Annotated in this window: 13 protein-coding genes; 9 read left to right on the top strand and 4 right to left on the bottom strand. The window is 74.4% G+C overall.

What is annotated here, in order from left to right; all coding sequences use genetic code 11:
* Nucleotides 1-126: 126 nt before the first annotated feature.
* Nucleotides 127-3,237: a S8 family serine peptidase gene (locus AB0C33_RS34350; protein WP_358294938.1), complete on the bottom strand. Its 3,111-nt coding sequence runs from the start codon at nt 3,235-3,237 to the stop codon at nt 127-129.
* 122 nt (nt 3,238-3,359) lie between these two features.
* Here AB0C33_RS34350 and AB0C33_RS34345 point away from each other — a divergent pair, with 122 nt between their 5' ends.
* The 3 genes from AB0C33_RS34345 to AB0C33_RS34335 are packed head-to-tail and all read left to right on the top strand — an operon-like array spanning nt 3,360 to nt 5,777.
* Nucleotides 3,360-3,944, top strand: coding sequence for an RNA polymerase sigma factor (locus AB0C33_RS34345; protein WP_358294937.1), 585 nt, complete (start codon nt 3,360-3,362; stop codon nt 3,942-3,944).
* Complete coding sequence (locus tag AB0C33_RS34340) at nt 3,937-5,058, top strand: CU044_5270 family protein (RefSeq protein WP_358294936.1); 1,122 nt, start codon at nt 3,937-3,939, stop codon at nt 5,056-5,058. Before AB0C33_RS34345 ends, AB0C33_RS34340 begins: the two co-directional genes overlap by 8 nt.
* 59 nt (nt 5,059-5,117) lie before the next feature.
* Nucleotides 5,118-5,777: a transglutaminase-like domain-containing protein gene (locus tag AB0C33_RS34335; RefSeq protein ID WP_358294935.1), complete on the top strand. Its 660-nt coding sequence runs from the start codon at nt 5,118-5,120 to the stop codon at nt 5,775-5,777.
* 17 nt (nt 5,778-5,794) lie between these two features.
* On the opposite strand, the gene AB0C33_RS34330 is transcribed toward AB0C33_RS34335, so the two are convergent.
* The 3 genes from AB0C33_RS34330 to AB0C33_RS34320 all read right to left on the bottom strand — a co-directional run bounded on the left by AB0C33_RS34330 (nt 5,795) and on the right by AB0C33_RS34320 (nt 8,819).
* Nucleotides 5,795-6,883, bottom strand: coding sequence for a serine hydrolase domain-containing protein (locus tag AB0C33_RS34330; protein ID WP_358294933.1), 1,089 nt, complete (start codon nt 6,881-6,883; stop codon nt 5,795-5,797).
* A gap of 122 nt (nt 6,884-7,005) precedes the next feature.
* Nucleotides 7,006-7,743 carry a 3-keto-5-aminohexanoate cleavage protein gene (locus tag AB0C33_RS34325; RefSeq protein ID WP_358294931.1) on the bottom strand — a complete coding sequence of 246 codons (738 nt, stop codon included), beginning with the start codon at nt 7,741-7,743 and terminating at the stop codon, nt 7,006-7,008.
* Between the two features lie 89 nt (nt 7,744-7,832).
* Nucleotides 7,833-8,819, bottom strand: coding sequence for an aldo/keto reductase (locus AB0C33_RS34320; protein WP_358294929.1), 987 nt, complete (start codon nt 8,817-8,819; stop codon nt 7,833-7,835).
* Nucleotides 8,820-8,950: 131 nt separating this feature from the next.
* On the opposite strand from AB0C33_RS34320, the gene AB0C33_RS34315 reads away from it, so the two are divergent.
* The 6 genes from AB0C33_RS34315 to AB0C33_RS34290 all read left to right on the top strand — a co-directional run bounded on the left by AB0C33_RS34315 (nt 8,951) and on the right by AB0C33_RS34290 (nt 13,951).
* Nucleotides 8,951-9,739, top strand: coding sequence for an SDR family NAD(P)-dependent oxidoreductase (locus AB0C33_RS34315; RefSeq protein WP_358294927.1), 789 nt, complete (start codon nt 8,951-8,953; stop codon nt 9,737-9,739).
* Nucleotides 9,736-10,314, top strand: coding sequence for a TetR/AcrR family transcriptional regulator (locus AB0C33_RS34310; protein ID WP_358294926.1), 579 nt, complete (start codon nt 9,736-9,738; stop codon nt 10,312-10,314). The genes AB0C33_RS34315 and AB0C33_RS34310 overlap by 4 nt, the downstream gene beginning before the upstream one ends.
* 203 nt (nt 10,315-10,517) lie before the next feature.
* Nucleotides 10,518-11,198: a CrcB family protein gene (locus AB0C33_RS34305; protein ID WP_358294924.1), complete on the top strand. Its 681-nt coding sequence runs from the start codon at nt 10,518-10,520 to the stop codon at nt 11,196-11,198.
* Entirely contained in the window at nt 11,195-11,560 is a 366-nt protein-coding gene (gene crcB, locus AB0C33_RS34300; protein WP_358294922.1) for a fluoride efflux transporter CrcB, read from the top strand. Before AB0C33_RS34305 ends, crcB begins: the two co-directional genes overlap by 4 nt.
* A gap of 110 nt (nt 11,561-11,670) precedes the next feature.
* Nucleotides 11,671-12,126 (top strand): ATP-binding protein, encoded by a 456-nt coding sequence (locus AB0C33_RS34295; RefSeq protein WP_358294920.1) that lies wholly within the window; start codon nt 11,671-11,673, stop codon nt 12,124-12,126.
* A 76-nt stretch (nt 12,127-12,202) separates the two neighbouring features.
* Nucleotides 12,203-13,951 carry a SpoIIE family protein phosphatase gene (locus AB0C33_RS34290; protein ID WP_358294918.1) on the top strand — a complete coding sequence of 583 codons (1,749 nt, stop codon included), beginning with the start codon at nt 12,203-12,205 and terminating at the stop codon, nt 13,949-13,951.
* Nucleotides 13,952-13,960: the final 9 nt, after the last annotated feature.

Genomic DNA, 13,960 nt, shown 5'->3' with positions numbered 1-13,960 from the left:
CCCCCCGTGGGCATCCGGCCGACCTTGATCATCGCGGTTTGTGGTTGGAAATGACGGCAAAATCGGAAATTTCCCCAAAGTTACCCAAGCGCTCCACGCGCCCCGCGCCCTTCACCGGCCGGTGGGTCACCCGATCCGGTAGGCGCGGATCACCGTCTGCTCCACGGTGTTGCCTCCGGTGTCGGCGGCGCGGGCGCGCAGGGAGACGAAGCCCGCCCCGGCCGGATGGCGCAGCCGTACGGCGCCGCCCGCGACCTTCGCCGCCCGCCAGGTGCGGCCGTCGTCGTAGGAGACCTCCACGGCCGGCTCCCGCGCCGCCCCCGCCTGCCCGCGCACGGACACCGGCACCGCGAACGCCCGGCCGGCGGGCGCGCCGCTCGCCGGGTCCAGCGGGGGCGAGAAGACGACGACCGGCAGCGGCAGCGCGCCGTCCCGGCCACCGGCTGAGCGGAACGTCCAGGCGACCGCCGTACGGGTGGAGAGCAGCTCCGGGCCGCGCTCGGCCGTCACCTCCAGCCGGTAGGCCGCCTCCCCGGCCGGCACGCCGAACCGCGCCCCCAGAGCGGGCTCCTCCGCCACCAGCTCGCCGTCCCGGTAGAGGGCGATCCGCGCCCCGGACACGCTCGACATCCCCGGATGACCGGCCCCGTCGGCGTACAGCAAGGGGAACGCGGAGATCACGTCGCCCGCGCGGGAGACGGGAGGAGTGCCCTCCTCGGTGACCGGCGCGGGACCGAAGACGCCGCGGTTCCAGGTCTCGTCGTAGGCGTGTCCCGCCTCGTACCTGCGGGGGGTCGAGATCAGGTCGGCTCCCCAGGTCGGGCCCGTCTCCGTGTACATGTTCTGCCAGCGGAGACCGCCGCCGGTGTTGACGTACTCGGTGTGCGTGAAGGGGGGCCGGAAGTCGGTCACGAACATGATGCTGAAGAACCGTCCCTCCGCGGGCCAGGCGGCGCTCGCGGCGCTCGCGTCCGCGCCGGCCGCCGGCGCGCCGTAGTCCCTGCGGATCGTGGCCAGGTCCGCGCGCCCGACCCGGCGGCTGAAGCCGGTCGGCACCTGGCCCTGGACGAACCACGCCAGCCGGTACGCCTGAGCGCTGCCCGCCAGGTCGCCGTCCGGGCCCGGCACCGCCCACTGGCCGGCGACCTTGGTCAGCAGGTCGTACCGGCCGGCCCCGACCTGCGCGGTGCGGATGCCCGGCGCGGCGTCGAACATGGTGGCCTCCGCGCCCAGGTAGTAGGGGGAACCGTCCCGCGTGCGGCCGCTGTAGGTCACCTCGGTCATCAGGTGCCTGGCCGCCGGGTCGGGCGGCGCGATGGACACCGGCCGCGCCTGAGCCGGGTCCAGCCGCAGGGACTGATCCCGGTCCAGGCGCAGGCCGGGATGGACGAGCATGGTCAGACCCTCGCCGTCCGTGGACCGGCTGTCGACGACGTAGGTGCCCTTGGCCAGCCGCAGCGTGACCCTGCCGCCAGGCTGGACGGTGACCGGGTTCCAGTCCTTCCGGTCGACGTCCGTCCGGTAGAGGGTGGTCTGCGCGTCCGCGGCGCCCGGCCGGTCGAGGGTCAGGTCGTAGCTCTCGCCCTCCTTGACCACGGCGAGCGGCGTGCTCACGGTCGTGCCGTCCTCGGCGGTGGCCTCCAGGTAGCCGCCGAGCGGCCCGTCGGCCACGTCGCCCCGGGTGTTGGCGGTGACGGTCGCCTCCGCCCGGCCGCCCGCGGGGACGGTCAGCGTGCCGGGCGACACCTCGAACACGTCCGCGCCGGCCCGCGCCGACAGGCGCAGCGTCACCGGCTCAGGACCGTCGTTGCGGTAGGCCAGCTTCCTGGTGACCGGCTCGTCGTCGTCGTGCGGCCAGGCGAGCACGCCGAAGCTGACCGACGCGGGGGAGGCGGTCACCGTCTGGCCGATCGCGCGGCCCACGTCGAGGCGGCCCGCGCCCTGGGCGTAGATCCCGGTGCCGGGCTGCGGCCGGGCAGTGGCCATGAGGGCGGCCTTGAGCTGCTCAGGCGTCCAGTCCGGGCGCAGCCCGGCCAGGATCGCAGCCGACCCGGCGGCGTGCGGGGCCGCCATGGAGGTGCCCGACATCTCGACGTACGGGCCGTCGCCGGGGGAGTCCTTGCCACGCGCGGCGCGGATGGCGACGCCCGGCGCGGTGATGTCGGGCTTCAACGCCGAGTCGCCTGTGCGGGGACCGGTGCTGGAGAAGACGGCCAGGCGGTCGGCACGGTCCACCGCGCCGACCGACAGGGCCGCGTCCGCGGTGGAGGGCGAGGCGACGGTGCCCGGCTTGCCGTAGTTGCCGGCGGCCACGACGAACAGCACGCCGTACCGCTCGGTCAGCGTCCGGACGGCCTCCTCCAGCGGGTCCAGGCCGGGGGCGTCCGGCGAGCCGAGGCTGAGGTTGGCCACCTTGGCCCCCTGCTCGGCGGCCCACTGCATGCCGGCCAGGATCGCCGACTCCGCGCACCAGCGGTCGGCGCACACCTTGGCGTCCAGCAGGGTGGCGCCCGGCGCGACACCGCGGTAACGCTCGCCGGTCCCGGCGATGGTCGAGGCCACATGGGTGCCGTGCCCGGTGAGGTCGGCCGCGGTGTCCGTGTCGGTGAAGTTCCGGCGGGCCGCCACCTTGCCGGCCAGGTCGGGGTGGGTGTCGTCGATGCCGGAGTCCAGGACGGCGACCTTCACCCCGGCGCCCGTGTAGCCCTTCTCCCAGGCGGCGGGGGCGCCGATCTGCTTGACGCTGGCGTCCAGCGACAGGGACGCCCGGCCGTCGAGCCAGATCTTTCCCGTGCCGGAGGCGAGCGAGGCCCTGAGGTCCGGCCAGGAGCCGGCGGCGGCGTCGAACCGTACGGCGGCGCCGTTCACGGCGGGCAGGTCGCGGGTCACCGCCATGCCATTGGCGGCCAGGCCCGGCCGGCGGGCGGCGTCCGGGCCCGCGACGATGAGGGGCAGGGCGCCGGGGGCGTACTCCAGCAGGGTCGTCACGTCGAACAGGCGGGGGTCGAGCCGGCCGGCGGCCAGCAGGGGGACGGCGTCGCCGGGGACGACGCGGAGCCGGTCGCCGATCTTCTCCGTGCTGAAGACGACGCCCGTACGGCCCTTGCCGGGCGCGACGCGCACGCCGTCGGCGACGAGGCTCACCCGGTCTCCCGTGATCAGCGTCACGGTACGGGCGGGGCCGCCCGGCGGGGCCGGCAGGCCGGAAGGGACGGCTCCGAGGAGCGCGATGGTCACTGAGACCGCTGTCGTTCTGAGGATCACATGTCTTCTTGGCGGAATGCCCGCCCCCTCTTCACAGGCTGAGAGGGCGTGAAGAAGGACGGGCGCTCCCGCCAAGTAGGGGTGTGACACAAACCATGACGGTCGAGGACGAGCAGGCGATCGCCGAGTCCCTGCGCCTCCCCGAGAGGTTCGGGGTGCTCTACGACCGCTACTTTCCCGAGATCCACCGGTACGTCGCCGGCCGCCTCGGCACCCAGGCCGCCGACGACCTCACCGCGGAGATCTTCCTGGCCGCCTTCCACGGCCGGGCCGGCTTCGACTCCGGCCGTGGCGTGGTCCGCGGCTGGTTGTACGGCATCGCCACCAACGTCGTCGCCCAGCACCGCCGGAGCGAGCTGCGCCGGTTGCAGGCGATGCAACGGGCGCCGGAAGGGACGCTCACCGGCGAACAGACCGAGGACGGGCACGAGGACCTGGTCGCCGGACGGCTGGCGGCGGCGGGCGTCAAGGACGACCTGGTGGCGGCCCTGCAGGCGATGCCGGACGCCGACCGCGACGTCCTGCTGCTCCTGGCGCTGGCCGACCTGAGCTACCAGGAGATCGGCCAGGCCCTCGACATCCCGTCGGGAACGGTCGGTTCCCGGCTGAACCGCATCAGAAGGAAGCTTCGCGCCGCCCTGGGCGGCGTCAATCCCCTGCTTGGAGACTCCCGTGGATGACCTGAACCAGGACCTGACCCTGATCCGCGACCTTTACGCGGCCCCGCCCCCCACCCCCGAGGTGCTGGCCGACGGCCGCGCCCGCCTCGCCGACGCCTACGCCTCCCCCATGGACGCCGGCGTCCGCGGGGAGGAGCGGCGCCCGGCGCTGCGGGCACTGCCGGACGGCGGGAGGCGTCGGCGGCGCTGGCCGCTCGTGGGGGCGAGCCTGGCCGGGGCGGCCGCCGTCACCGTGGCCGCCACCTTCCTCACCGCCCCCTCGACGCCTTCGACACCCACGGCATCCGCGGCGCCCGCCCGGCTCTCGGCCGGTGACATCCTGCTGGCCGCCGCCGGCTCGGTCACCCCCGTCGCAGGCGACGGCGCGTACTGGAGGCGCGACGGCGTCATCGGCCGGTACGAACGCGCGCCGGGCGGCCACTACACCCTCAAGACCACCCGCTCGATCGAGCTCTGGCTCCCCAAGGCGGCCGACCGCCCCACCTGGGTGATCCGCCAGGACCTCGGCGCCGAGCCGGCGACGCCCGAGGACGAGACGGCCTGGCGCGCCGCCGGCTCCCCCCGGACCTGGACCCTGAGCGGGGGCACGCCCCCGGTGAAGCTGCAGGTCGGCCCCGGCGAGCGCGACGCCGTACGCGACGACAGCGGCAAGACGCTCACCCTGCTGGGCACGCCTATGACGCCCGCCACCCTGAACGCCCTGCCGACCACCCCGGAAGGGCTGCGCGACACCCTCGAACGCGTCGTGTCCAAGGGGTACGGCAAGGAGCGGGTGGACATGAACGCCCAGCTCTTCGAGACCGGCGTGCGGCTCGTCATGAACTTCCCGACCTCGCCGGAGGTGCGGGCGGCGACGTACCGCATGCTGGCCGCGCTCCCGGGGGCGAGCGCGGAGAACGAGGCCACCGACCCGCTCGGCCGTAAGGGCCAGGCGGTCAGCCGGCCGGCCGGGCCGGGTGAGCGATACCGGTTCGTCGTGGACACCGCCACCGGCCTGCCGCTGGCCCTGGAGTCGACGATCGGCCAGGACCGCTCGTACGAGGCGATCAGGACGGCCGCCTGGACCGACGACGAGCCCCGGCTCCCGGCCCTGCGCCGTGACATGAACCGCTGACCCACGTCGCGACGGGGGCGGCGGCACGTTCCCGAAGGGGGCGGGCTACCGTGGCGGGAATGAGTGAAGGTGGACTATTCGGCACCGCCGCCACGGCCATCCTCGATTGGCATCACCCCCGCGTCACCGCCCTGGCCGCGCGACTCCCCGGAGAGGGGACGCCGCCGCGCGCCCTGGTACGCGCCGCGCACACCCTGGTCAGCCGGACCGTCCGCCCGGTGTACGCGATGAACGACGAGCAGCCGGTCTCCGTGACCGTCGCCCGCGGCCGGGGTTCGTGCAGCCAGCGCATGGCCGTGCTGGAGGCGCTGGCCCGCGCCCGGGGGATCGCCACCCGGGTCAGGGGCCGGGTGGTCGACGGCGCGTTCTGGCACTCGCGCTTTCCCCGGATGCGGGCGCTGGTCCCCGCCGACGTCATCCTGGCGTGGCCGGAGTTCCTGCTCGAAGGGGGTTGGGTGCCGATCTCCGAGCTGTTCGACGGCCTGTGCGTCACCTCCGGCTTCAGCAACGACGGCCCCGAGACCATCTTCGACGCCGTCACCCGGACGGTCGTGGACTGGGACGGCACGTCCTCACCCAAGTGCGATCTGTCCGCCCGGGTCCGCGCGGACCCGGGCTACTTCGGCTCTCGGGACGAGCTGTTCCGGGAGCACGGCCAGACGTTGTGCCCGGCGGCCCGGCTGGTCGCCGATCCCGTGCTGAGCCGGCGGTCCGCCTAGCGGGCGCGCGGGGCCGGTCAGCGGGTGCACAGGGCGGTGTCGAAGGCGGCGATCAGGAGATCGCGGGCCTTGCCGCCGTTGGCCGAACCCGTGGCGTAGACGGTGACCGTGCGGCCGTCGCGGTCGCGGCCGCTGAAGGTGGACACGCCCGGGACGTCGCCGCCGTGCCCCCACAACTTCCCGCCGCAGCTCAGCGGGATCTCCATGACGCCGTAGCCGTAGCGGGCGCCCTTGGGCCAGCCGGGCCGGTCGACGTCGACGTACGAACCGGATGTGACGGACTGAGCCCGCCAGAACGTGCTCAGGTCGCGCGGCGTCGAGACCAGCCCGCCGCTGGCGCCGAGCGCGTGGCCGGGCAGCCGGGTCACGTCGACGACGCCGTCCTTCGGGTGCAGCGGGTGCACGCCGTAGGTGTGCGCGTGCGGGCCGCGGATGCCGGTCTCGCCCTCGGCCGGCCAGTACGTGTCCCGCATTCCCAGCGGCTTCAGCACCAGGTCACGGCTGACCACGCGGAAGTCGCGCCCGGTCACCGCCTGCGCGACCAGGCCGAGGACCATGTAGTTGGTGTTGGAGTAGGCGAACCGGCCGCGCGGCGTCGGTTCGAGGGAGAGGGCCAGCTTGAGCAGGTCCTGCTTGCCGATCTTCGACCAGTCGGCGACGGGGGTGAAGTCCGGCAGGCCGCTGGTCTGCTGCAGGAGCATCTTCACGGTGATGTCCCGTCCGTCGATGCCCTTGCCGCGGATGACCCCCGGCAGGTACGTCTCGACCGGCTCGTCCAGGTTCACCTTGCCCTGGTCGGCCAGTTTCAGCACGGTGGCCGCGATGATCGACTTGCTCACGCTGGCGATCCTGAACCGGCCGTCGGCGCCGGGCATGGGCTGCTTCGTGCCGCGCCGCGCGGTGCCGGAGACGACCGTCGTGGTCCGGCCATCCGGGTGGCGGATGTAGGCCACGGCGCCGGGCACGTCGGGGGAGGCGGTGAGGGCGTCCAGCCGCGACTGCACCGACGGCGCCCGCTCGGCGGCGAACGCCGGAGCCATCGGTGCGAGCGCCAGCGGGACGATCACGAGCAGGGCGAGTGCGCGCCGGGCGGCGGAGGAAGGCATCGGGACTCCTTGTCGCGTCGATCAAGCTATGTCCCGACTGTGGCGAATCGGCGGCTTCGCCACAGTCACGGCACCACCCACCCTCATCCGGGGGCTGTCCCTACCACCCGGCGCGCTGCCTTCTACCCGCCGGGGCGGGCGATGGCCAGGACGTGGCCGACGAGGGCGGCGTTGTCCTCGGCCGGGCCGCCGTCCGGGTCGAGCAGCGTATCCTCCAGGCCGATCCGGGTGGCCAGGCCCCGCCGTACGGCCTCCGCCACGAGCGGCCACGTCGCCGGCCCCTCGCCGTGCAGCAGGCGGGGGGCGGGCGACCCGTCCAGGCGGTCCAGAATGGCCGCAGCCCGGGGGACGGCCTCCTCGGACGGCGCGTCGATCACCTCGACGAGGATGCGCGTCATGCGTCCGGCCAGGCCCGAGGCGGTCAGCGTCGCGGCGTCGGCCGGCGTCCACACCCCCGCCTCCACCCCGATCCCGGCCGCCAGCAACGTCCGCGCCAGCTCGCCGAACCCCGGCTCCGACAGGTTCACCGAGGCGAAGTCCGGACGGGCGCCGGCGGGCAGCTCCGCCCAGGCGGTCACCGCGTCCAGGCGGGCCGCGGCGTCGCCGCCCGTGATCCACAGGCCGGTGGACACGCCCACGGGCAGCCCAGGCGCCGCCGCCCTGACGGCCGACGTCGCCGCCCCGACGTCGGCGGCGGCCAGCGACTCGTGCCCCGCCGCGTCCCGCGGATGGACGTGCACCGCCCCCGCCCCCGCCCGCCGCACGGCCACGGCGTCGGCGGCCAGCTCGGCGGGCGTCAGGGGCAGCCGGGGGTGCTCGCCCGCCGCCCGGCTTCCGTTCAGACACGCTTTGATGAACATGAGCCCCATCCTTACCCGGGCGAATCGGGCTCAGGCACGGCGTCCCGGCCGCTTCCCCGAGCCCTATGCGGCATCGGGCGGGCGGGGTTTCAGTGGGCGGCGTCCAGGCGGGCGCGCTGGTCGTCGGTCAGCTCCAGGTCCACGGCGGCCAGGCTCTCCTCAAGCTGGGCCACCGACGACGCCCCGACCAGCGGGATCACCGGGAACGCCGAGCCGATCTGCCAGGCCAGCACCACCTGGTTCAGGCTCGCCCCGCACTCCTTCGCGACCTCGCGCAGCACCGCCATGCGGGCCGGGGTGCCGGGGTGGTCGTAGTCCGGCGGCACCTGCTTGTCCTGCCGGGTGTAGGCCCCGCCGAGCAGCGGCGAGTAGGCGACCAGGGTGAGGGCGGGCTCGGCACGCAGGTAGCTCAGCAGCTCGGCTCCGGCGTGGCCGAGGCTGCCGTCCTGGAAGATCGACTCCGGCACGTCGAAGCGCGGGCGCAGCAGGCTGTGCTGGTACTGCAGCACCTCGTACCCGGCCACCCGCGAGGCGGCGGCCAGGGCGCGGGCCCGCTCCACCCGCCAGATCGCGTGGTTGCTCGCCCCGAGCAGGCCGACCGTGCCCTCGGCCACCAGGGCGCCGAAGCCCTCGACGGTCTCGGCCACCTCCACCGTGCGGTCCTCGATGTGGGCGTAGAGCAGGTCGATGCGGTCCACGCCGAGGCGTTCGCGGCTGCGCTCGGCCGACTCCCTGATGATCTTGGCGGACAGGCCCTCGGCGTTGTCGACATAGCTGGTGCCCGGCGCGAGCGGCCGCGCGCCCAGCTTGGTGGCGATCACGATCTCGTCCCCGGCGCCGCTGCTGCGCCGCCAGCGGCCGAGCAGCTCCTCGCTCTGCCCGCCCTGGCCGCCGTCCACCCAGAAGGCGTAGTTGTCGGACGTGTCGATGAACGTCCCGCCGGCCTCGGCGTAGCGGTCGAGGATGGCGAACGACGTCTTCTCGTCGGTCACCGAGCCGAACAACATCGCCCCGAGGGCGAGCGCGCTCACCTCGCGGCGGGTGTCCGGGTTCGTGCCGATCGTCCGATACTTCATGCTGTCTCCCCAGTTCGTCACGTTCTGTACGAGGCCCCGGACGGGAGTCTGGGGGCTGGAGCGAACTCCAGGTCAAGCCGGACCGGCCATCTTCTTGAAATTAGATCATTTCTCTAGAAAAATGCTCTGATATGTCGATCATGGTGGTGACCGGCGGCAACCGGGGCATCGGGTACGCGGTGTGCGAACGGCTGGCCGGCGACGGGCACACGGTGCTGCTGGTCGCGCGGGACGCGGATCGGGGCCGGCAGGCCGCCGCGCGGATCGGGGGCGACGTCCAGGCCGTGGCGGGCGACCTCACCACGGCCGAGTCGGTCCGGCGGCTGGCCGGCGACCTGCTGGACCGCTGCCCGCGCATCGACGTGCTCGTCCACAACGCCGGCCTCTGGCCCGCCCGCCGCGTCCTGACCGAGGACGGGCTGGAGGAGTCGTTCGCGGTCAACCACCTGGCGCCGTTCCTGCTCAACCACCTGCTGGAGGACCGGCTCGGACGCGTGGTGCAGGTCACCGCCGGCCTGTACGTCAAGGGCCGGGCCGAACCCGGACGCACGGCCGTGGGCGCAGCCTTCTCGCCGATGCGCACGTACGCCGACACCAAGCTGTGCAACCTGCTGACCGTGCCCCTGTTCGCCGAACGCTGGCGGACGGCCGGGATCACGATCGACGCCGTGCACCCCGGCGTCATCCGCACCGGGCTCGGCGACCGCCGCGGCCCGCTCGGCTGGCTGCTCAAGGCCGCCAAGCGCAGCTGGGCCGCGCCCGAGGAAGGCGCGCGGCACGTCGTCTCCCTGACCGGGGCTGCCGGCAACGGCCGGTACTTCGACCAGGGCCGCCAGGTCCCGTTGCAGGGCCCGGCGCTGGACGCCGACCTGGCCCGGCGCGTCTGGGACGAGGCCGAGGCGCTGGCCGCGGTGCGATGACCCGGCACCGGCGCAGCGAGGAGACCGTGCGCAGGCTCCTGGACACCGCCCTGGAGGTCTACCCCGCCGACTTCACCCTCCGGGCGGTGACCACGCGCAGCGGCGTCAGCATGGGCAGCGTCTACCACCACTTCGGCAGCCTGGAAGGGCTGGCCGCCGCGCTGTACAGCCGGTGCATGGACGAGCTGCTCGACACGCTGGTCGCCGTCACCGAGCAGACCGCCGACGCCCGTGACGGCGTGCGCCGCGCCGTGACGGCCTACCTCGGCTTCACCGCTTCGCACCCGGACAAGGCCCGCTTCATCCACGCGGCGCCGTACGCGCTGGACCTCGGCCCGTACGCCGAGCGCATCGCCGCGGCCAAGGCGTCCCGGCTGGCCCGGCTGAACGCCTGGATCGGGGCGCGCATGGCGGAGGGGACGGTGGCGCGGCTGCCGGCGGCGCAGGTGGAGATGCTGTTGATCGGGCCGGTGGCCGAGGTGAGCAGACGGTGGCTGGCGGGCGCGCCGGACATCGACCTGGACGAGGCGGCCCGCGTCCTGCCCGACCGCGTCTGGTTGTCGCTCGGCGGTTGACGCCGGGGGCTGGTTGCCTGTGGGGGACACCTCTCGGCGGTGGGGTGTGGGGTGGTCGCCGGTATGATGGGGGCGGCTTCCCGTGCCGGGAGCCGCGGCGGTGGGGCCCGCCGCCTCCCGCCCGTCCGGGGGTAACCGCGGTGTCGCCGCCAACGGTCCCTGCCAGAGATGTGCCACGCTCATGTGCTGGTAGGAGATGCCTCATGACCCATGCTCGTCCCCCCGAACCCGAACCCGAACCCGGCCGCGCGCACGCCGCCGCCGAAGGGGAGGAGGTCGGTGGCGCGCATGCCGCCGGAGGCGCCGGCGCGCAGGTCGATCCGCGGGCCGCGGTCGATCCCGACGTCGACCTCCACGTGCCCGCCCAGCGCGGCGAGCTGGCCCGCGCCCCGGTCGCCACGCTGGCCGTCATCGCGGCCGGCGGCGTGCTGGGCGCGCTCGCCCGCTACGCCGTCCTGACCGCCTTCCCGGTGCCGCCCGGCGGGTTCGCCTGGCCGACGCTGGCCGTCAACGTCACCGGCTGCCTGCTGATCGGGCTGCTGATGGTGGCCATCACCGAGGTCTGGCGGGCCCATCCGCTGACCCGGCCGTTCCTGGGGGTGGGGGTGCTGGGCGGGTTCACCACGTTCTCCACCACCATCGCCGACGCCCACGGGGCGCTGGCCGCGGGGCAGCCGCGCACGGCGCTCGCCTACCTGGCGGTCACGCTGCTCGCGGCACTGGCCGCGGTCTTCCTGGGCCAGGTGCTCGGCCGCGGGCTGTTCGGCCGGTTCGCCACTCCCGCCGAGACCACTCCTGCCGAGACCACCCCTGCCGAGACCACCCCCGCCGAGACCGGTCCCGACCGGGCCGCGCGGGCTCCGCGCGGCGGGAGGCGTCCGTGACGACGTTGCTGCTGGTGGTGCTGGGCGCCGCCGTGGGCGCGCCCGCCCGCTACCTGATCGACCGCGCCGTCCAGGCCCGGCACGACAGCCTGTTCCCGTGGGGCACCTTCACCGTGAACGTGACGGGCTCGGCGCTGCTCGGCTTCCTGCTGGCGCTGCCCGCCGCCGGCGCGGCGCAGGCCCTGCTGGGCACGGGCCTGTGCGGGGCGCTGACCACGTACTCGACCTTCGGCTACGAGACCCTGCGGCTGCTGCAGAACGGCGCCCGCACCTACGCCGCGCTCAACGCCGTGGCCGGCATCGCGGCCGGCCTCGGAGCGGCCTGGTGCGGCATCGCCCTCGCCCAGGCCGTCATCCCGTGAGCCCTCCCAGGAGCTCGACGGCGAGCGGCCGGCGCGTTTGACGATCGCTCGACGGGAAAGCTGAAAGGGGCCGGCGTACCCCTTCCCGACCTCCGACAGACGAGACGATCATGCTTGTGGAGTTCGAGCTGCGCTGTCCCATCAGCGCCGATCTGGCGTTCATCCGCGACCTGGTGCGCATCCACGGCCACCACAGCGGACTGTCCGGCGAGCGGCTGGAGGACCTGGTGCTCGCGGTGAACGAGGCCGTCACCAACGTCCTCGACCATGGCGGCTCGGCCGGCCTGGTCACCGCGACCCGGGACCCGATCGGCGTCTGCGTGGAGATCCTGGACACCGCGGGCCGCCTGACCCCCGACCACCTCGACACCGCGGGCGTCGACCCGACCGCGTCCCACGGCTTCGGCCTGTGGGTGATACAGCAGCTGTGCGACTCGGTCGCGCTGGAGCGGACCGGCCTCGGCTCGCGGCTGCGGCTGCGCATGCTGGTGCCCTCGGAGACCCCCGGCGCCGCCGATCGCCGCCTCAGCAGCACCATGGCCGGCGGCGCCTTCCCCTGGTCCTAGCCCGGCCGGCGCCGGCCCGGCACGTTCCGGGGTACACGAGGTCGGCATGTCAGTAATCATCCGATAACGTAGTGTGATGATGGCTGATGGGGGCGACGCCGGACACCGGCCGGACGGCTCCGGTTCCGGCGCCCGGCCGGCGGAGTGGCTGCTGCGGGCGGCCTTCGACGGCACGGGCATGGGCATCTACCTCACCGATCTCGCCGGCCGCATCACGTGGGTCAACCAGGGGGCGACGGCCCTGCTCGGCTTTCCCGCCGACGAGCTGCGCGGCGCCGACGCGCACCAGAAGCTGCACCGCCGCCTCGACGGCAGCCTCCCGCCCCGCTCCGGCTGCGAGCTGGTGACGGTGTGCCGGCAGAACCGGTCCGTACGCAGCGAGTTCGCCACCTTCGCCACCGCCGGCGGCCGGCTGCTCCCGGTCGCCTGGCTGGCCTCGCCCATCCATCACGACGGCGAGCCGGCCGGCGTCGTCGTGGTCTTCATCGACGTCGTCGAACGCCTCGACGCGGCCGGCCGGCAGGCCGAAGAGCTCGTCCGCGCCCAGAAGCTGACAGAGCAGTTCCGCCTGCTGACCGAGATCAGCACCGTCCTCACCCAGACGCTGGACGTGCGCGAGGCGATGACGCGGCTCGGCCGGCTGCTGGTGCCGCGCCTGGCCGACTGGGCGGCGGTGGACATGTTCCTCGGGCCGCGCGAGCTGCGCCGCCTGGCCATGGCCTGCGCCGGGGCCACGCCGGTGGACCCCTCGTGGTTCGCCGAGCTGCCGTCGTTGCCGAAGGGCCCGTCGCGGTCGGCGCTGGTCCGGGTGCTGCGCGGGGAGCAGGCCCTGCTGCTGGGGCCCGAGCAGATCGCCGCGCCGCCCGACGGGCCGCTGGCCGCCGCCCACGACTCCCTGTTCAACGTGCTGGGCGGCTCGTCGGCGATCGTGGCGCCGCTGCGCACGCCGCGCCGCGTGCTGGGTGCTCTGACGGTGGCGCGCACCGACCCGGCGCGGCCGTACACGGAGGCCGACGTGGAGCTGGTGGCCGACATCGCCCGCACCGCGGCGCTGGCCGCCGACAACGCCTGCCTGTTCGGCCAGCAGCGCGACATCGTCGACACCATGCAGCGCCACCTGCTGACCGCGCTGCCCCAGGTCGATCACCTGCAGCTCGCCGCCCGCTACCTGGCGGCCCCGGCCGGGTCCCAGGTGGGCGGCGACTGGTACGACGCGTTCGTGCTCCCCGACGGCGTCACCGCGCTGGCCATCGGCGACGTCGCCGGCCACGACCTGGAGGCCGCCGGGCAGATGGCCCAGCTCCGCAACATGCTGCGCGCCCTGGCCTGCGACCACAAGGAGTCGCCCAGCCTGATCCTCGACCGGCTCAACAAGGTCATGGCCGTGGCCAGCGACGCCCACACGGCCTCGGCCATCCTGGCCAGGATCGAGCCGCCCCAGCCGGAGAGCGACCCCGACACGCGGATCCTGCGCTGGACCAGCGCCGGCCACCTGCCGCCGCTGCTGGTCACCGCGCACGGGCAGGCCCGCTACCTGGAGGAGGGGCAGTCGCTGCTGCTGGGCGTGCATCTCGACGACGTGACCCGCCACGACGCCCTGGCGCCGCTGCCGCCGGGCAGCACGCTGCTGCTCTACACCGACGGGCTGGTCGAGGTGCCCGGCGTCAACCTGGACAACAGCCTGGCCCGGCTGCGCCGGCACGCCGCGACGCTGGCCCGGCGCCCGCTCCAGGACTTCTGCGAGCAGGTGCTCGCGCTGGCGCCATCGCCGCGTACCGACGACATCGCGCTGCTCGCCCTGCGCCTGCCGCCGCCCGGGGAGTAGGCGGACGCC

The sequence above is a fragment of the Nonomuraea sp. NPDC048881 genome (assembly GCF_040649795.1).
In the GTDB taxonomy this organism is placed as follows: Bacteria; Actinomycetota; Actinomycetes; order Streptosporangiales; family Streptosporangiaceae; genus Nonomuraea.
Note: the sequence above shows the minus strand (reverse complement) of the source record. Positions and strands in the feature narration are given on the sequence as shown.

What these genes read in the sequence shown, in the direction of transcription:
- AB0C33_RS34345 (WP_358294937.1), top strand. Translation starts at nt 3,360, where the DNA reads ATGACGGTCGAGGACGAGCAGGCGATCGCCGAGTCCCTGCGCCTCCCC.
- AB0C33_RS34335 (WP_358294935.1), top strand. Translation starts at nt 5,118, where the DNA reads ATGAGTGAAGGTGGACTATTCGGCACCGCCGCCACGGCCATCCTCGAT.
- AB0C33_RS34330 (WP_358294933.1), bottom strand. Translation starts at nt 6,883, where the DNA reads ATGCCTTCCTCCGCCGCCCGGCGCGCACTCGCCCTGCTCGTGATCGTC.
- AB0C33_RS34325 (WP_358294931.1), bottom strand. Translation starts at nt 7,743, where the DNA reads ATGTTCATCAAAGCGTGTCTGAACGGAAGCCGGGCGGCGGGCGAGCAC.
- AB0C33_RS34320 (WP_358294929.1), bottom strand. Translation starts at nt 8,819, where the DNA reads ATGAAGTATCGGACGATCGGCACGAACCCGGACACCCGCCGCGAGGTG.
- AB0C33_RS34315 (WP_358294927.1), top strand. Translation starts at nt 8,951, where the DNA reads ATGTCGATCATGGTGGTGACCGGCGGCAACCGGGGCATCGGGTACGCG.
- AB0C33_RS34310 (WP_358294926.1), top strand. Translation starts at nt 9,736, where the DNA reads ATGACCCGGCACCGGCGCAGCGAGGAGACCGTGCGCAGGCTCCTGGAC.
- AB0C33_RS34305 (WP_358294924.1), top strand. Translation starts at nt 10,518, where the DNA reads ATGACCCATGCTCGTCCCCCCGAACCCGAACCCGAACCCGGCCGCGCG.
- AB0C33_RS34295 (WP_358294920.1), top strand. Translation starts at nt 11,671, where the DNA reads ATGCTTGTGGAGTTCGAGCTGCGCTGTCCCATCAGCGCCGATCTGGCG.
- AB0C33_RS34290 (WP_358294918.1), top strand. Translation starts at nt 12,203, where the DNA reads ATGATGGCTGATGGGGGCGACGCCGGACACCGGCCGGACGGCTCCGGT.